This window comes from Streptomyces sp. NPDC050856 (genome assembly GCF_040653855.1).
GTDB lineage: Bacteria > Actinomycetota > Actinomycetes > Streptomycetales > Streptomycetaceae > Streptomyces.
The window spans coordinates 22,613-40,319 of the sequence record NZ_JBFAGV010000006.1 but is presented as its reverse complement, the minus strand read 5'-3'; the positions used below and the strand labels follow the sequence as shown (position 1 = coordinate 40,319).

Below are 17,707 nucleotides of genomic sequence, written 5' to 3'. Positions count from 1 at the left end.
CGCCGGCCCGGGGCCCCTGTCACGGACGTGACACGTCGAACGCCGTCACCTCGGTGCCCGGGGTGGTGCCGACCGCGCCGCCGGGTGCGTAGACGCAGGTCCGGGACAGGTCGTCGGAGCACGGCGCGGCCGTGGCGCCGAAGCCGAACCGGGCCCGGGGCAGCGACGGCAGGGACGACCAGCCGCCGGTGCCGGGGGTGAACACCTCGGTCGTGGCGACGGCCAGGGTCTGCGTGGTCGACGAGCCGCCGATGCCGTAGACGCAGGTGCCGGCCGGCACGGTGGTGGCCCCGGGGCACGGGCCGGAGGTCACCCCCATGCCGCGCCGGGCGGTGGGTACCCCGGGCAGCTTCCGCCACGCGCGCGTGCCCGGGTCGAGGACCTCGACGGTGCCCACCGGTTCGGCGGCGTCGACGCCACCGACGGCGTACACACAGGACGGTGCGCGCAGCGCCACCGCGCCCGGGCAGGTCGCGGACGTCGCGCCCAGGCTGCGCCGCGGGGTGGGCAGCTCGGGCAGCGCCGACCAGGTGCCGGTCGCCGGGTCGTAGACCTCCACGGCGCTCAGCGAGGTGGCCGTGCCGGAACCCCTGGTGCTGCCGCCGACGGCGTACACACAGGTCCGGGCCGGAGCAGCCGCGACCGTCGGGCAGGGCGACGCGGTGGCTCCGAGGAATCCCCGGCCGGTCGGCATCGCGGGCAGCGCCGCCCAGGTGTTGGTGGCCGGGCTGTACGCCTCCACGGTGGTCAGGGAGCCGCTGCCGTTGGTGCCGCCGACGGCGTACACACAGGTGCCCTTCAAGGCCTTGTCCCCCTTGGGGCAGGGGGCGGCCGCGGCCGCGAGGCCGGAGCGCCCCACGGACATCGAGGGCAGCTTCGCCCAGGTCCTGGTCCGCGGGCTGTAGGCGTGTGCCGAGAGCGCCGCTTCGAGCGGGTGGCCGCCGACGACGTACACGCACGGTCCCTTCCCGAGGCCGTCGACCGCCTCGGGGCAGGGCGCCGTCGTCGTGCCGTGGCCCGTGCGGGCCTGGAGCATCTCGGGTACCGCTGCCCAGCCGCCTTCGGCGTGCGCGGGAGGGGCCGCCGACGCCAGCACGGACGTCAGCGTGGCGGCGAGGAGCCAGCGCGGGCGGCGCCGTCCTGCTCCGCCGGGGTGACCGCCCTCGCGTGTCGGGAAGATTCGCACCTGGGTTCCCTGCCTTTCCGATGTTCGGGGCATAGCAGACATTCGAGATCATTAACGCACCACGTTCGGCGACACGCGGTGTGGGCGGCGACCGAACGACTGACGCGCCGTGAACCAGCCACCCGCCGGGGCGGCCGCGCGGCCGGCGCTCGGCCTCCTCGGCAACACCCCGTTCACCGGCGGCGGGGGGCTCCGATGGCCGCCCGCCCCGGAAGGCGGGGTGCGCGAACACCCCGGCGGCACCGGGCCGTCGGCCGCCGAAACGTCCGGTTAACGAACATGACTTTTCGGGCAACGGACGATTTCCGGCCAACTTGTTGACACGCTCCTGACAGCGGCCGTCCGCCGGTGCCACGCTTCAGGCGTTCTACGGACACCTGTTCCATCCCGGCTCGTTCCCTGCTCAACCAGCTCTGTTTGCTCTGCCCGCTGGCCCACCCCAGCCATCGGAACCCCCCTCGCAAAGGAGTCTGCGTGAGATCCACGCCCAGCCGTCGCGCCACCGCGACGGGCGCCCTGATCGCCGCCGCCGCCATGCTCGCCGTCGGCGTGCAGACCGGCACCGCCACCGCCGCTCCCGAAGCGGCCGCCGCCCCCAAGGGCCAGGCCGCCGGCAAGGCCGACCCCGGCGCCCTGCCCGCCGACCTCTCCCCCGCCCAGCGCACCGCGCTGATACGCGCGGCCGACGCCGCCAAGGCGGGCACCGCCAAGGAACTGGGCCTCGGCGCCCAGGAGAAGCTGGTCGTCCGCGACGTGGCGCAGGACCGCGACGGCACCACCCACACCCGCTACGAGCGCACCTACGCCGGGCTGCCGGTGCTGGGCGGCGACCTCGTGGTCACCGAGACCAAGGCGGGCACGACCGAGAGCGTCAGCAAGGCCTCGCGGGCGCAGCTGCGCGGTGTCGACACCAGCGCGGAGGTCGCCCCGGCCGCCGCCGAGAAGCAGGCCGTGGCCGCCGCTCGGGCGGAGGGCTCCAAGGCGACGGACGCCGAGCGCGCACCGCGCAAGGTGGTCTGGCTGGCGCAGGGCAAGCCGGTTCTCGCGTACGAGACGGTCGTCGGCGGGCTCCAGCACGACGGCACCCCCAACGAGCTGCACGTGGTGACCGACGCCGCCACCGGCAAGAAGCTGTACGAGTGGCAGGCGGTGCACAACGGCACCGGCAACACCCAGTACAGCGGCCAGGTGACGCTGGGCACCGCGCCGTCGTACACCCTGACCGACACCGCTCGCGGCAACCACAAGACGTACAACCTCAACCGCGGCACCTCCGGCACCGGGACGCTCTTCTCGGGCGCCGACGACATCTGGGGCGACGGCACGCCGTCCAACCTGGAGACCGCGGGCGCCGACGCGCACTACGGCGCCGCCCTCACCTGGGACTACTACAAGAACGTGCACGGCCGCTCGGGCATCAGGGGCGACGGTGTGGCCGCGTACTCCCGGGTGCACTACGGCAACAACTACGTCAACGCCTTCTGGCAGGACAGCTGCTTCTGCATGACGTACGGCGACGGCTCCGCCAACGCCAAGCCGCTGACGTCCATCGACGTCGCCGCGCACGAGATGACCCACGGCGTCACCGCCAACACCGCCAAGCTGGTCTACAGCGGCGAATCCGGCGGCCTGAACGAGGCGACCTCCGACATCTTCGCGGCGGCCGTCGAGTTCTACGCCAACAACGCCAAGGACGCCGGCGACTACCTGGTCGGCGAGAAGATCGACATCCGCGGCGACGGCACCCCGCTGCGCTACATGGACAAGCCCAGCAGGGACGGCTCGTCCAAGGACTACTGGTACTCGGGCATCGGCGGTGTCGACGTTCACTACTCCTCGGGCCCGGCGAACCACTGGTTCTACCTGCTCTCCGAGGGCAGCGGCGCCAAGACCGTCAACGGCGTGAACTACGACTCGCCGACCTCCGACGGCCTGCCGGTCACCGGCATCGGCCGCGACAAGGCCGCGCTGATCTGGTTCAAGGCGCTCACCACCAAGTTCAACTCCACCACCAACTACGCGGGGGCCCGTACCGGCACCGTCGCGGTCGCCACCGAGCTGTACGGCGCGGGCAGCGCCGAGGTGAAGGCCGTCGAGCACGCCTGGGCGGGCATCAACGTCGGCGCCCGTCCCGGTGGCGGCGAGCCGCCGGTGGGCAAGACCTTCGAGAACACCGCCGACGTCGCCATCCCCGACAACGGCGCCGCCGTCACCTCGTCGGTGAACGTCACCGGGATCGCGGGCAACGCCCCCTCGGCCCTCAAGGTCGACGTCGACATCGTCCACACCTGGCGCGGCGACCTGGTCGTCGACCTGGTGGCCCCGGACGGTTCCGCGTACCGGCTGAAGAACGCCAGCAGCAGCGACTCGGCCGACAACGTCAAGGCGGCCTACACGGTCAACGCCTCCAGCGAGGTGGCCAACGGGGCCTGGAAGCTGCGCGTGCAGGACACCGCCGCGCAGGACACCGGCTACATCAGCGGCTTCAAACTGACCTTCCCGTAGTCGGCGGCGGCCGGTCCACGGACGCGGTGCCCGGGACGACACGTCCCGGGCACCGCGTCCGTATGTCCGGGGCCGGTCACGCCCGCGGCCGGACCGGACGCGCGGTCAGCGCAGCAGGACCCCGGCCCCCTCCCCCGTCGTCTGGGTCGGCAGGGCGACCAGCCCCAGGTCCGCGCCCGCCGGCAGCAGCCGGTGCGCCGGCAGTATCCGGACGGTGTAGCCGAACGGTCCGGTCCGGTCCAGCGCCAGCGGGCCCTCGTACATCCAGCGGCCGTGCTGGTCGGGGCCACCGGCCGGTTTGAGCGGGAAGGTCTGGGCGTCGGCGAGCCGGTCGTCGGTGTCCACCCGGCCCGCGACCGCCTGCACCTCCACGTCCTCGGGCCGCAGGTCGCCCAGCGCCACCCTCACCCGCAGCGCCAGGGTGGAGCCCAGTTCGGCGACTCCGGTGTCCTCGTCCGCCTCGACGTGGTCGACCGCGACACCCGGCCAGGCGGCGCGCACCCTGGCCTTCCAGGCGGCGAGGTCCCGGGCCCCGTCGAGGTCCATGGCCCGGTGGGCGAGGGCGGCGGGGGTGTAGAGGCGTTCCACGTACTCACGCACCATCCGCCCCGCCAGCACCTTGGGTCCCAGGTGGGCGAGGGTACGGCGGACCATCTCGATCCACCGCTCGGGCAGCCCGGTGGCGCCCCGGTCGTAGAAGCGGGGCGCCACCCGCTCCTCGATCAGTTCGTACAGCGCCGCCGCCTCCAGCTCGTCGCGCCGGTCCTCGTCGGTGGCCGCTCCGTCGGCGGTGGGGATGGACCAGCCGAAGTCCGGCTCGTACCACTCGTCCCACCAGCCGTCCCGGACGGAGAGGTTGAGGCAACCGTTGAGCGCGGCCTTCATCCCGCTGGTCCCGCACGCCTCCAGCGGGCGCAGCGGGTTGTTCAGCCATACGTCGCAGCCGGGGTAGAGCTTCTGCGCCATGCCCATCCCGTAGTCGGGCAGGAAGACGATGCGGTGGCGCACCCGGGGGTCGTCGGCGAACCGCACCAGCTCCCGCACCAGCCGCTTGCCGCCGTCGTCGGCCGGGTGCGCCTTGCCCGCGACGACGATCTGAACCGGCCTGGTGGGGTGCAGCAGCAGCTCGGTCAGCCGCTCGCGGTCGCGCAGCATCAGGGTGAGGCGCTTGTACGAGGGGACCCGGCGGGCGAAGCCGATGGTCAGGATCCCCGGGTCGAGGACCCCGTCGATCCAGCCGAGCTCGGCGGCCCCGGCGCCGCGCTGCCGCCAGGAGGCGCGCAGCCGGGTGCGCACCTCCGTCACGAGCTGCTCGCGCAGCTCGCGGCGCAGCTCCCAGATGTCGGCGTCGGGGATGTCGGCGGCGGAGTCCCAGCGCTGGACGCCGCCCACGCTGAGCGCGTCCTCGGCCCGCTGGGCGCCGATCTTCCTGGCGCCGAGCCGGAACACCTCGGGCGCCACCCAGGTCGGGGCGTGCACGCCGTTGGTGATGGAGGTGATCGGCACCTCGTCGGCGTCGAAACCCGGCCACAGGCCGGCGAACATGCCCCGGCTGACGGCCCCGTGCAGGGTGGACACGCCGTTGGCGCGCTGGGCCAGGCGCAGCCCCATGACGGCCATGTTGAACAGGTGGGGAGCGCCGCCGGGGTAGGTCTCCATGCCGAGCTGGAGGATTCGTTCGACGTCCACGCCGGGCAGCTCGGCGCCCTCGCCGAAGTGGCGGGCGACCAGTTCGCGGTCGAAGCGGTCGATGCCGGCCGGGACGGGGGTGTGGGTGGTGAACACCGTCCCGGCCCTGACCGCCTCCAGCGCGGCGTCGAAGTCCACGCCCCGCTCGGTGTGTTCGCGGATGCGTTCGAGGCCGAGGAACCCGGCGTGTCCCTCGTTGGTGTGGAACACCTCCGGCTCGGGGTGGCCGGTGAGCTCGCAGTACGCCCGTACCGCCCGGACACCTCCTATTCCCAGCAGCATCTCCTGCAACAGCCGGTGTTCGCTGCCCCCGCCGTAGAGCCTGTCGGTGACGTCCCGCTCGCCGGGGCCGTTGTCCTCGACGTCCGAGTCGAGCATCAGCAGCGGTACGCGGCCGACCCGGGCCACCCAGACGTGGGCGTGCAGCCGGCGGTCGCCGGGCAGCGCCAGGCTGACCCGTACGGGGGCGCCGCCCGGCTGCCGCAGCAGGGCGAGCGGCAGTTCGTTGGGGTCCAGGAGCGGATAGTGCTCCTGCTGCCAGCCGTCCCGGGACAGGGACTGCCGGAAGTACCCGTGCCGGTAGAGCAGGCCGACCCCGATCAGCGGTACGCCGAGGTCGCTGGCGGCCTTGAGGTGGTCGCCGGCGAGGATGCCGAGGCCGCCGGAGTACTGGGGCAGTGCGGCGGTGACGCCGAACTCGGGTGAGAAGTAGGCCACCGCGGCGGGCAGGTCACTGCCCTGGGCGTCCTGGGTCTGGTACCACCTGCGGCCGTGCAGGTAGTCGTCCAGGTCGTCGGCGGCGGCGGACAGCCGGCGCAGGAAGCGCCGGTCCCTGGCGAGCTCGGCGAGCCGGGCGGCGGAGACGCAGCCCAGCAGCCGCACCGGATCGCAGCCGGCCGCCCGCCACCCCTCGGGGTCGACGGCCTGGAACAGCTCACGAGTCTCGGCGTGCCAGGACCAGCGCAGGTTGCGCGCCAGGTCGTGGAGTGGTCGGAGGGGTTCGGGGAGGACGGGGCGCACGGTGAATCGACGGATTGCCTTCACGTGTTCCACCTTCGCAGGGCAGGTACGTATCCGGGCGGGCACACCACGGTGTGGGCCCGCCTTCACCCTCCGACGGTAGTGGCACCCCGCCCTCCGCAACCACGGCGCACTCAGGGAGCGCGCTCAGCGCACCGGGTTCACTCCTGCCCCACCACACGCCCGGGGGACGGTGTACGGGGACCCCGCGTTGACCGTCGCCGGGTCGAACGCGCCGGTCACGGCGTACCGGGCGGCGATCTCGCGCCGCTCGGCGGGCGGGATCACCCGGTCGATGTCGGTGAAACCGCCGGGCGCGCGCCGGTGGGCCAGATTGATGACGGACTCGGGGCCCAGCCGCCGGTTGGCGTGCTGAAGCTCCGTCATGGCGGGGCGCCGGCCGGCCTCGTAGGCGAGCAGCGCGTCGGCCGGGTCGGGGTGCAGGACCAGCGCGTGGGCCAGCGCCCGGGCGTCGACGACGGACTGCGTCGCGCCGTTGGAGCCGATCGGGTACATGGCGTGGGCGGCGTCGCCGATGAGGGTGGTGCGGCCGTGGCTCCAGCGCTCCAGCGGCTCCCGGTCCACCATCGGGTACTCGTACGCGCCGTCGGCCGCGCGCAGCACCTCGGGGACGCTGGTCCCGCCGAACTCCCAGCCCTCGTAGTGGGGCAGGATGCCGGAGAGCGGGACGGGCCGGTTCCAGTCACCCAGCGCGCGGTCGCCCGCGGGGTCACCGGCGTCGCCCGCGGGCATCGCCAGCGCCCAGTTGACCAGCACCCGCCCGTCGTCCGGGGACGGTTCGGTCATCGGGTAGACCACGGCCTTTCGCCGGTCGTCCCCCGCGATGACCATGAACCGGCCGGTCCGGGCCGCGTCCACGCGGGACACCCCCCGCCACACCAGCATCCCGTTCCGGGGCGGTGGGCCCTCCCCGGGGTTGAGGGCGGCGCGGACCGCCGAGCGGATGCCGTCGGCGCCGATCAGTACGTCGGGCACCAGCGAGGCCAGTCCACGCGTGCTGGCGTCGCGGTGCTCCAGCCGGACGCGCGGCCGGCCGTCGGGCAGGACCTCCACACCGCACACCCGTACCCCCGTCACCAGGGCGTTCGGGCCGATCCGGTCCCGTACCGCGCGGGTCAGGACGGCCTGGAGGTGGCCGCGGTGGACGGAGAGCTGGGGCCAGCGGTAACCGGCCCGCAGGCCGCGCGGCTCGCGGGAGATGAGCCCGCCGGTGCGGTGGTAGTAGCGCAGCTCGCGGGTGCGCACGGCACCCGCCTCCAGCGGGCCGAGCAGCCCGAGCGCGTCGAGTTCACGGACCGCGTTGGGCATCAGGTTCAGTCCGGCGCCGGCCGGACGGAGTTCCCGGGCGGCCTCGGCCACGGTGATCCGCTCGAAGCCGGCGGCGTGCAGGGCGAGCGCGGCGGTCAGCCCGGCGACGCCGCCGCCCGCGACGAGGAAGTGCGGGGTCATGTCCACACCCCGTCTCAGGCGGCCGGGGTGCGCGGGCGTTCCGTGCCCCGCCGCACCAGGGTCTCGTTGTCCCGGGTCAGGTCGAGCACCGTGCGCAGCAGGGCCACCGGGGCGCCGCCGCTGCCCTCGTCGTACAGGCGCAGGTCGTCGCTGTAGGCCTTGCGGGCGATGCCGATGTGGCGGGCGCGGAAGGTCTTCAGGACGCGCAGCACCCGGGCCAGGGAGACGGCGGAGGCCACCAGCCGGGGCGGCAGCCGGTGGACGGTCTCCCAGCTCAGCGCGGCCGACAGCTTGCTCACGGCCGAGGTGGTGCCCCGGTGGGCGGCGTGGAAGGCGCGCCAGGACGGCAGGCTGTAGGGGACGGACTCGGCGAGGAAGGCGTCGTACTCGGGGGTGGAGCGGTCGCTCTGCCAGAGCGTCAGGTCCACCAGCCACAGCGGGACCTGCGCGGCGGCCGGGCCGAGGTAACCGCGCCCCGCCACGTCGATCTCCTCGAAGTAGCCGCGCATGGTGCGGGCGAAGAAGACGGGGGAGACCCCGGCGACGGTGAGGTCGATCGAGTCGACCATCGACTGGACGTGCTGTGCGGTGCGGTCCAGCGCGAGGGCGAAGCCCGCGTCGTACGGTTCCAGGCGGGCCAGCCGGCCGCAGGTGTCCAGGGCGGCGACGAGACCGGGGAAGACCATCCGGACGGCGTCCTGGAGGCGGGCCTCCATCGGGTCGCCGGTGTACATGCGCTGCCGGCTGCCGAGCGGGTTCCAGGTGGTGTAGTGGTGCACGGTGTCGCGGGGCACCATGTCGGTGCGGCGGGCCAGTTCCTCCAGCACCGGCAGGACCTCGGGGACCGCGGCCACCGGCTGGACGCCGTGCCGCTTGAGGGAGCCGAGCAGCATGCCCAGGTCGCGCATGGCGGCGAGGGCCTCGATGACGCACCACCCGGCGACCCGGTCGGGGTCGGGGACGAGGGTGCGCAGGGCGACGGTGAGCGCGGGCACGTCGGCGGCCCGGTTCATCGCGGGGAGCGCGGCGAGCAGCGCGTCGGCGCCGAGCGGATCGGCCGCCCGTATCTCGGCTATCCGGTAGCGCGGATCGGCGACGGTGTCGAGACCGGGCGCGACAAGGTCGTACAGGGTCAACGGGATGCCCCCCTCGGGCTGTCGGGTTTCGTGAGTGGCGCGGCGGCCGCCGGGTTCAGGCGGTCACCGCGGGCCGCCCACCCGGTCCTGGCGTGGCGGCGCCGGGGCGGGCGCGGGCAGGCGTGCGGAGAGCGGTGCGGCCACCGCCGCGAACGCGGCGCCCACGAGCAGCGCGGCCCGGAACCCCGCGGTCCGGGCGGCCGGGCCGCCACGGGCGGTGGCCGCGGCCGCCAGGACGGCGAGGCCGGGGTCGGAACCGAACTGCTGGCTGGTAGCGACCAGGCCCGAGGCCAGGCCGGCCTCGCCGGGTACGGCGTCGGCGGTGGCCGCCGCACTGGCGGTGACGACGACCAGCGGCAGGGCGGCGCCCAGCACGCCGCCGAGCCCGCCCGTCGCGGCGAACGCGCCGAGCGCCCGGTGCCGGGCCGGGCCGAGCGGGAACAGCTCCAGCAGCAGTGCGAAGGCGGCCGCGGCGAGCGCCGCCCCGACCCCCTGGACGGCGCGGGCGGCGACCAGCACGGCGGTCGATCCGGCCAGGCCGCCGGCGGCCGAGGCGGCGGCGAGCAGCCCGAGCCCGGCGAGGAGCACCCGCCGGTGGCCGAGCAGGTCGGCGGCGCGACCGCCGGGCAGGAGCAGCCCGCCGAGCGTGATCAGGCAGGCGTCGGCGGCCCAGGACAGCCCGGCGGAACCGGATCCCAGGTCGGCGCCGACGGAGGGCAGCGCGACATTGACGATCGCGGTGTCCATGATCAGCGGCAGTTGGGTGGACGCCAGCAGCGCCGGCGCGGCCCGCGCCGGCCGGGGCGCGGGGTTCACGCGGTCACCCGGACCGCCGGGCGCCGGACCCGGCACGGGGCAGGCGCCCGGCCCGGACCGGGGGCCCGGTGGCCGGTGGTGGCCCCGGAGCGGTGTCCGGCGGCCCCGGCACGGGCACCGGTCACCTTCCGGTCCCCAGCCCGTAGCCGTCCAGGCAGCTCCGCGCCAGGGCCTCGCAGCTCGCGCTGTCGCCCTCCCAGGCCTGCTGCATCAGATAGACGTGCGGGGCGCCGTGGTAGAAGCGTTCGTACTGCTCGTGGCGCCCGGCGAACTCCGAACCGAGCGCGTCCCACGCCAGTTTCAGCAGTTTGACCCGGTCCTCGGCCGGAGTGCCGGGGGAACGGACGTACTTGCGCAGCAGCGGGCCGAGCTCCGGGTGCAGCAGGTCCTGCCCGGAGGCGGGCAGCTGGACCACACCGCCGCCCGCCAGCAGCTTGATGTCCTCCACCGTCCGCGGGTACAGCTCCCCGGCCATGATGCGCTGCGCGAAGGAGATGTCCTTGCCCGGCATCACCCCGCCGCGTCCGCCGTCGACCTGTTCGTACGACGCCTCGGCGGCCAGCACGAAGGCCTTCGCCTGTGCCACCCGGCCGAGCAGCCGCCCGATCACCTGGGTGACCTGCGGCAGTTGGTGGGTGTTGTTGGCCTTGGTGACCAGGATGGCGATGCCGGTGAGGAACTCCAGCTTGGTCCAGAAGCGGGTGGCCGCCTGGTGGACGAAGTTGACGTAGGCGGGGGTGTGCCACCACATGCGGAAGGCGACGTCCACGTCGCGGTAGGCCAGCACGTTCTCCCACGGCACGAAGACGTCGTCGCACACCAGCAGCGCGTCGTTCTCGTCGAACCGCGAGGAGAGCGGGTTGTCGAACACGCTGCGGGCCCCGGCCTCGTACGACGTGCGCGACAGGAGCTTCAGGCCGGGCGTGCCGACGGGGAGCGAGAAGCAGACGGCGTGCTCGGCGTCCTGCGGGGCGAGCGGCTCGATGGTGCCGACGATCACCTCGTTGCCGAAGACGGCGGCGGTGCCGATCATCTTGGCGCCGCGCACCACGATCCCGTCGTCCTTCTCGGCGACGACCCGCACCACCAGGTCGTCCTCCTCCTGTTCGGCCGCGGATCTGGTCCGGTCGATCTGCGGGTTGGCGATGGTGAAGGTCGGGTACAGGTCGCCCTCGGCCAGCCGCCGGTGGTAGGCCAGGGCGTTGGCCGCCCCGTCGTGGGCCCCGGTGGTGAAGACGCCCGGCAGCGCGGCGAAGCCGGCCGCGCCGCCCGCCATGTAGTCGGGTGTGCGGCCCAGGAAGCCGAAACTCGCCTCGGCCCACACCTTGTACGCCTCCCGGCGGGCGACCAGGTCCTCGTAGGAACGGGGAACGGCGTACGCGCGGTGGACGCCGCCCCGGGTGAGGACCGCGCTGTGCTCGGAGTCGTGCGCCAGGTCGTACAGTCCCGCGAGGGACGCGGCGGTGTTGCGGAAGGCGGGGTGCCGGGTGACGTCCGCGACCCGTTCGCCGTCGAGCCATATCTCGCGGCCGTCGCGCAGCGACGCCAGATACTCCTGACCGGACCTCGTCACCTTTTCTCCTTCGGGGAACGGCACTGCCGGTGCCGAGCCTGTCCGCCCGTACCCACCTGCGGCAATGAACGACCGTCCAGCGGTGCTTAAGATCCGGCCAGTCTGCTTCCGGCCATATCACGTCTCATGCCGCATGTGCGGCGCTGCTGCGGTACTCCCCGGGCGTCTTGCCGAACCACTTGCGGAAGGCGAGGTGGAACCCCACCGCGCTCTGGTAGCCGACCCGCTGCGGCACCGCGGACTGCGGCAGCGAGGTCTCGCCGAGCAGCCGGGCCGCCTCCTGCATGCGGCGGCCGGTCAGGTGGCGGGCCGGGGCCTCGCCGACCAGTTCGCGGAAGGCGGCCGTGAACGCCGAGCGGGACATGCCGACCTCCTTCGCCAGCGCCTCGATGGTCCACGGCTCGGCGAACCTGGTCGCGATCATCACCATGGCCCGGCTGATCCCCGGATGGCGCAGTACCGGGAGGGACGCCGGGTTCTCGGCGAACTCCCGCAGCAGTGGCCGCAGCGCGAGCACCAGAGCCATCTCGAAGGCGCGCAGCGTGATGAGCCGGTCGCCGGGGCCGATCGGCCGGTCCGGGGCGGCCAGCAGCCGCAGGGTGTCGCGCAGCAGCGGCTCCCGCTCGACCTGGGAGCCGTCCAGGACCAGGGCCCAGGGCAGCGCCCTGTACAGGCCGGTGGCGGCGCTGGCGTCGTAGTGCAGCCCGGCGCACAGCAGCCGGCTCTCCGGGCCCGTGCCGTCGATGCGGATCTCGCCGGAGGTGCCGGGCTGCCGCTCGGGCAGGACGGCGCGCAGCGGCACGCCCTGCCGGTCGGGACGGTCGGAGAGCCGGTGGGCGGTGCCGGTGGGGAAGACGGCGAGGTCTCCGGTGTGCAGCCGTTGCGGCGTCTGGTCGGCGGCGGTGATCCAGCACTCGCCCTCCACGATGTAGTGGAGGACCGCGCAGCTCTCCTCCGCGTCGCCCTCGATGGCCCACGGCGGACGGACGTGCCAGCGGCTGTCGAACACCCCGGTCAGGCGCAGCGGCTGGAGGAGCTCGCTGAGGAGGTCGTCACTGTCGGTACGCGCAGTGTCCATGGACGATCCTTCAACCCCCGCCCCGGTTTGTTAATTGATCGGCCAAAGCCGCCGCCGCCAGCCTGAGAAGAGCCGTGATGGCAGCGGTCCCACCCTATCGAAGGGGCTTTCAGGCACATGTCCGATCACCTGTCCCAGCACTTTTCCCAGCGGATGTCGGAGCGGATTCCGATGCGCGTGGCGGTCGTGGGGGCGACCGGTTTCCAGGGCGGCGCGGTCGCCCGCCTCCTGGCCGAGCGCGGCCACCGGGTCCGTACGCTGACCCGCCGTCCGGAGGGCGACCGGCCGCCGCTGCCGGGCGTCTCGTGCGCCTCGGGCGACCTGGGCGACCCCGAGGCCGTACGGCAGCTGTTCACCGGGGCGACCCACGCCGCGGTGGTGATGCCGCTGGTGTACGACACCGGCCTGGTGCGCCGGTACGCCCGGAACATCGCGGCGGCGGCCCGCGCGGCCGGGGTGCGCCGGCTGGTCTACAACGCCAACACCCGCATCCCCCGGGCGGCCACCCGGGTGGCCGCCTTCGAGACCCGCCGGGCCGCCGAGGAGGTGCTGCGCGGGAGCGGGGTGCCGCTGGTGGTGCTGCGCCCGCCGGTCTACCTGGACAACCTGTTCAGCCCGTGGAACGGCCCGGCCCTGGTGAACGACGGGGTCCTCGCCTACCCGCTGCCCGCCGCCACGCCGACGGCGTGGCTCTCCCACGAGGACCTCGCCGAGGCGGTCCACGCGGCGCTGACCGCGGACGGGGTGGAGGGCCGGAGCTTCGACATCGGCGGGGCCCGAGCCCTGACGGGTGACCAGCTCGCGGCGGCGTTCGCCCGGGGCCTGGGCCGTGAGGTGCGCTACCGGGCGCTGCCGCCGGACGTCTTCGAACAGGGCCTGGCCCGGGTGCTGGGCCCGGAGGCCGCCGCCGGGGTGGCGGGCATCTACCACCACATGGCGACGGGCACCGACCCGCTGCTGATGGCGGGCGACGGCGGGGTCTCGGCCGCCGCGCTGTCGGTGACGCCCGCGCCGGTGGAGGAGTGGGTCACGCGCCGGCCGTGGCAGGTGTGGGGACACGACCCGGAGGAGCAGGACGCCCGGCCGCTGGCGTGAGGCCGCCGACCATACGGTTCAAGCCACGAACCGGCCCCGGTGTTCGACCGAATGGGGCCGGTTCCCCCGTGTGCGGCTACGCCCAGGTAGTTAACGACGCGCCGGATTGCCTACCCGAAGGGGGTGGGAAGGCTCAACCGGTACCCGCCCACCCGAGTGAACCCGGACAGGAGCGGTGATGGCTGCGCCCAGCCACTCGTCAACGGAGCAGCTACAAAGAGCGATACCCCGTACGCAACCCCCAGGTGATGCCGTGAACTCGCTGATTGGTCGCATTCCCGTGCTGGACGTGAGCCCGCTGGTCGACTGCGGAAGAAGGCCCGCCAAGGCGGTGGTGGGCGAAACCTTCCGGATCACCGCCACCGTGTTCCGCGAAGGCCATGACGCGGTGGCCGCCAATGTCGTCCTGACCGACCCCGCGGGCCGGCCGGGCCCGTTCGTCCCGATGCGCGAGCTGGCGCCCGGCACCGACCGCTGGGGTGCCGACGTCACTCCAACGGCCGAAGGGCGCTGGACGTATTTCGTGGAGGCCTGGAGCGACCCGGTGGCCACCTGGCGCCATCATGCCGGGATCAAGATCCCGGCGGACATCGACACCGGGCTCGTCCTGGCCGAGGGCGCCGCGCTGTACGAACGGGCCGCCGACGGCGTGCCCAAGAGCGAGGGCCGGGAGGCGGTGCTCGCCGCGGTGGACGCGCTGCGCGACGAGCGGCTGCCGGCCGCCGCCCGGCTGGCCGCCGCGCTGGCCCCCGAGGTGGACGAGGCGCTCTCCCGCCACCCGCTGCGCGAACTGGTCACCTCCTCCCGCCCCCTGCCGCTGCTGGTGGAGCGGGAGCGGGCGCTGTTCGGTTCCTGGTACGAGCTCTTCCCGCGCTCCGAGGGCGCGCGGTACGAGGACGGCCGGCTGGTGTCGGGCACCTTCCGCACCGCCGCGGAGCGGCTGCCGGCCATCGCCGCGATGGGTTTCGACGTGGTGTACCTGCCGCCGATCCACCCGATCGGCACGACACACCGCAAGGGCCCCAACAACACCCTTGTGGCGGGCCCCGACGACGTCGGGGTGCCCTGGGCCATCGGTTCGCCCGAGGGCGGCCACGACGCGGTCCACCCGGACCTGGGCACCATCGAGGACTTCGACGCCTTCGTCGAACGCGCGCGCGAGCTGCGTCTGGAGGTGGCCCTGGACTTCGCCCTGCAGTGCTCGCCGGACCACCCCTGGGTGGCCAGGCGCCCGGCGTGGTTCCACCACCGGGCCGACGGCACCATCGCGTACGCGGAGAACCCGCCGAAGAAGTACCAGGACATCTACCCCATCGCCTTCGACCGGGACATGCGCGGCATCGTCCGCGAGACGCTGCGGATCCTGCGGTTCTGGATGGCGCACGGGGTGCGGATCTTCCGGGTCGACAACCCGCACACCAAGCCGGTGGTCTTCTGGGAGAAGGTCATCGCGAGCATCAACCGGACGGATCCGGACGTGATCTTCCTGGCCGAGGCGTTCACCCGGCCGGCCATGATGCACACCCTCGCCGCCGTCGGCTTCCAGCAGTCGTACACCTACTTCACCTGGCGCGAGACCAAGGAGGAGCTCACCGAGTACCTCACCGAGCTGTCCGGGGACGCCGCCGCCTACATGCGGCCGAACTTCTTCGTGAACACCCCCGACATCCTGCCCGGCCACCTCCAGCACGGCGGCCGTCCCGCCTTCGAGGCCCGGGCGGTGCTCGCCGCGACCATGTCCCCCACCTGGGGCGTGTACGCGGGCTACGAGCTGTGCGAGAACACTCCGGTCCGCGCGGGCAGCGAGGAGTACCTGGACTCGGAGAAGTACCAACTGCGCCCGCGCGACTGGGAGTCGGCGGAGCGCGAGGGGCGCACCATCACCCCGCTGATCACCGCTCTCAACCGGATCAGGCGCCGCCACCCGGCGCTGCGGCAGCTCCGCTCGCTGCGCTTCCACCACGCCGACAACGGCGCGGTGATCGTCTACAGCAAGCGGTCCGGTTCGAACGTCGTCCTGGTCGTCGTCAACCTCGACCCGCACCACACCCAGGAGGCCACGGTCTCGTTGGACATGCCGGAGCTCGGCCTGGACTGGCACGAGACCGTACCGGTGCGCGACGAGCTCACCGGCGAGACCTATCACTGGGGCAGGGCCAACTATGTGCGCCTCGAGCCGGGTGTCGCACCCGCGCACATCCTGACCCTGCGACCGTCCCCGCCGATCGGAGGGTCACCCACATCATGATCGTCAACGAGCCCGTCCACGACACGTTCGAGGACACCCCCGCCAAGGACCGTGACCCCGACTGGTTCAAGCGCGCCGTCTTCTACGAGGTGCTGGTCCGCTCCTTCCAGGACAGCAACGGCGACGGCGTGGGCGACCTCAAGGGCATCACCGCGAAACTGGACTATCTCCAGTGGCTGGGAGTCGACTGTCTCTGGCTGCCGCCGTTCTTCAAGTCCCCGCTGCGGGACGGTGGTTACGACGTCTCGGACTACACCGCCGTCCTGCCGGAGTTCGGCGACCTCGCCGACTTCGTGGAGTTCGTCGACGCCGCCCACCAGCGCGGCATGCGGGTGATCATCGACTTCGTGATGAACCACACCAGCGACCAGCATCCGTGGTTCCAGGAGTCGCGGGCCAACCCCGACGGGCCGTACGGCGACTACTACGTCTGGGCCGACGACGACAAGCAGTACCAGGACGCCCGGATCATCTTCGTGGACACCGAGACGTCCAACTGGACCTTCGACCCGGTGCGCAAGCAGTACTTCTGGCACCGGTTCTTCTCCCACCAGCCGGACCTGAACTACGAGAACCCGCGCGTGCAGCAGGAGATCCTGTCCGCGCTGCGCTTCTGGCTGGACCTGGGCATCGACGGCTTCCGCCTCGACGCCGTGCCGTACCTGTACCAGCAGGAGGGCACCAACTGCGAGAACCTCCCGGCCACCCACGCCTTCCTGAAGCGGGTGCGCAAGGAGATCGACGCCGCGTACCCCGACACGGTGCTGCTCGCCGAGGCCAACCAGTGGCCCGAGGACGTCGTGGACTACTTCGGCGACTTCCCCTCCGGCGGCGACGAGTGCCACATGGCGTTCCATTTCCCGGTGATGCCGCGCATCTTCATGGCCGTGCGCCGGGAGTCCCGCTACCCCGTCTCGGAAATCCTGGCCAAGACACCGGCGATCCCGGCGAGCTGCCAGTGGGGCATCTTCCTGCGCAACCACGACGAGCTGACGCTGGAAATGGTCACGGACGAAGAGCGTGACTACATGTACGCGGAATACGCCAAGGATCCGCGCATGCGGGCCAACATCGGCATCCGGCGCCGGCTCGCCCCGCTGCTGGACAACGACCGCAACCAGATCGAGCTGTTCACGGCCCTGCTGCTGTCCCTGCCCGGCTCGCCGATCCTGTACTACGGCGACGAGATCGGCATGGGCGACAACATCTGGCTGGGCGACCGGGACGCCGTACGGACACCGATGCAGTGGACGCCCGACCGCAACGCGGGCTTCTCGTCGTGCGACCCGGGCCGGCTCTACCTGCCGACCATCATGGACCCGGTCTACGGCTACCAGGTCACCAACGTCGAGGCATCGATGGCGTCGCCGTCCTCACTGCTGCACTGGACCCGGCGCATGATCGAGATCCGCAAGCAGAACGTGGCCTTCGGCCTCGGCTCGTACACCGAGCTGCCGTCCTCCAACCCGGCGGTCCTGGCGTTCCTGCGGGAGTACGGCGACGACCTGGTGATGTGCGTGCACAACTTCTCGCGCTTCCCGCAGCCGACGGAACTGGATCTGCGGCAGTTCAACGGGATGCACCCGGTGGAGCTGATCGGCGGGGTGCGCTTTCCGGCCATTGGCGAATGGCCGTATCTGCTCACCCTCGCCGGGCACGGCTTCTACTGGTTCCGGCTGCGCAGGGACGCCGTGCAGACGGCGAAGAAGGCCAGGACCGTGAAGCCCGGGAAAAGCTGAGGCCGAACGAGAAGGACATCGCGGAGTACACCGGGGCGGGGCGTTTCCACCGCGCCGCCCTGGGAACTCTCCCCCTCATACGTCGATTCGGGTCTATCTCGACCATCCCCGCCCGACACGTCCCGCACAGCCGGACAGCACTCGCCGCATTC

11 protein-coding genes are annotated in these 17,707 nt (G+C 72.9%); 4 read left to right on the top strand and 7 right to left on the bottom strand.

Annotated elements, in window-relative coordinates; all coding sequences use genetic code 11:
- Positions 1–19: 19 nt before the first annotated feature.
- The gene (locus AB0H53_RS07730) at positions 20–1,186 is read right to left on the bottom strand and encodes a kelch repeat-containing protein (RefSeq protein WP_362108626.1); all 1,167 of its coding nucleotides are present in this window, start codon (positions 1,184–1,186) and stop codon (positions 20–22) included.
- Between the two features lie 474 nt (positions 1,187–1,660).
- Here AB0H53_RS07730 and AB0H53_RS07725 point away from each other — a divergent pair, with 474 nt between their 5' ends.
- The gene (locus AB0H53_RS07725) at positions 1,661–3,691 is read left to right on the top strand and encodes a M4 family metallopeptidase (protein ID WP_362108624.1); all 2,031 of its coding nucleotides are present in this window, start codon (positions 1,661–1,663) and stop codon (positions 3,689–3,691) included.
- 105 nt (positions 3,692–3,796) lie between these two features.
- Here AB0H53_RS07725 and glgP read toward each other — a convergent pair whose 3' ends face one another.
- The 6 genes from glgP to AB0H53_RS07695 all read right to left on the bottom strand — a co-directional run bounded on the left by glgP (position 3,797) and on the right by AB0H53_RS07695 (position 12,473).
- Positions 3,797–6,424 carry an alpha-glucan family phosphorylase gene (gene glgP / locus AB0H53_RS07720; protein ID WP_362108622.1) on the bottom strand — a complete coding sequence of 876 codons (2,628 nt, stop codon included), beginning with the start codon at positions 6,422–6,424 and terminating at the stop codon, positions 3,797–3,799.
- 123 nt (positions 6,425–6,547) lie between these two features.
- Positions 6,548–7,870 (bottom strand): FAD-dependent monooxygenase, encoded by a 1,323-nt coding sequence (locus AB0H53_RS07715; RefSeq protein WP_362108620.1) that lies wholly within the window; start codon positions 7,868–7,870, stop codon positions 6,548–6,550.
- A 14-nt stretch (positions 7,871–7,884) separates the two neighbouring features.
- Positions 7,885–9,006 carry a monodechloroaminopyrrolnitrin synthase PrnB family protein gene (locus AB0H53_RS07710; protein ID WP_362108618.1) on the bottom strand — a complete coding sequence of 374 codons (1,122 nt, stop codon included), beginning with the start codon at positions 9,004–9,006 and terminating at the stop codon, positions 7,885–7,887.
- Between the two features lie 63 nt (positions 9,007–9,069).
- Positions 9,070–9,822 carry an MFS transporter gene (locus AB0H53_RS07705; protein ID WP_362108616.1) on the bottom strand — a complete coding sequence of 251 codons (753 nt, stop codon included), beginning with the start codon at positions 9,820–9,822 and terminating at the stop codon, positions 9,070–9,072.
- A gap of 121 nt (positions 9,823–9,943) precedes the next feature.
- On the bottom strand, positions 9,944–11,395 hold the full coding sequence (locus AB0H53_RS07700; RefSeq protein ID WP_362108614.1) for a 4-hydroxyphenylacetate 3-hydroxylase N-terminal domain-containing protein: 1,452 nt from the start codon (positions 11,393–11,395) through the stop codon (positions 9,944–9,946).
- Between the two features lie 124 nt (positions 11,396–11,519).
- Positions 11,520–12,473, bottom strand: coding sequence for an AraC family transcriptional regulator (locus AB0H53_RS07695; RefSeq protein ID WP_362108612.1), 954 nt, complete (start codon positions 12,471–12,473; stop codon positions 11,520–11,522).
- Between the two features lie 153 nt (positions 12,474–12,626).
- Between AB0H53_RS07695 and AB0H53_RS07690 the strand changes: the two genes are divergently transcribed.
- The 3 genes from AB0H53_RS07690 (at position 12,627) to treS (ending at position 17,555) form a co-directional block, all read left to right on the top strand.
- Positions 12,627–13,568, top strand: coding sequence for an NmrA family NAD(P)-binding protein (locus AB0H53_RS07690; protein WP_362109042.1), 942 nt, complete (start codon positions 12,627–12,629; stop codon positions 13,566–13,568).
- A gap of 262 nt (positions 13,569–13,830) precedes the next feature.
- Positions 13,831–15,816 carry an alpha-1,4-glucan--maltose-1-phosphate maltosyltransferase gene (locus AB0H53_RS07685; protein ID WP_362109040.1) on the top strand — a complete coding sequence of 662 codons (1,986 nt, stop codon included), beginning with the start codon at positions 13,831–13,833 and terminating at the stop codon, positions 15,814–15,816.
- Positions 15,813–17,555: a maltose alpha-D-glucosyltransferase gene (gene treS / locus AB0H53_RS07680; protein ID WP_362108610.1), complete on the top strand. Its 1,743-nt coding sequence runs from the start codon at positions 15,813–15,815 to the stop codon at positions 17,553–17,555. Before AB0H53_RS07685 ends, treS begins: the two co-directional genes overlap by 4 nt.
- Positions 17,556–17,707: the final 152 nt, after the last annotated feature.

Excerpts from the sequence above, each read along its gene's own strand:
- AB0H53_RS07715 (WP_362108620.1), bottom strand. The coding sequence starts at position 7,870 with ATGACCCCGCACTTCCTCGTCGCGGGCGGCGGCGTCGCCGGGCTGACC.
- AB0H53_RS07695 (WP_362108612.1), bottom strand. The coding sequence starts at position 12,473 with ATGGACACTGCGCGTACCGACAGTGACGACCTCCTCAGCGAGCTCCTC.
- AB0H53_RS07690 (WP_362109042.1), top strand. The coding sequence starts at position 12,627 with ATGTCGGAGCGGATTCCGATGCGCGTGGCGGTCGTGGGGGCGACCGGT.
- treS (WP_362108610.1), top strand. The coding sequence starts at position 15,813 with ATGATCGTCAACGAGCCCGTCCACGACACGTTCGAGGACACCCCCGCC.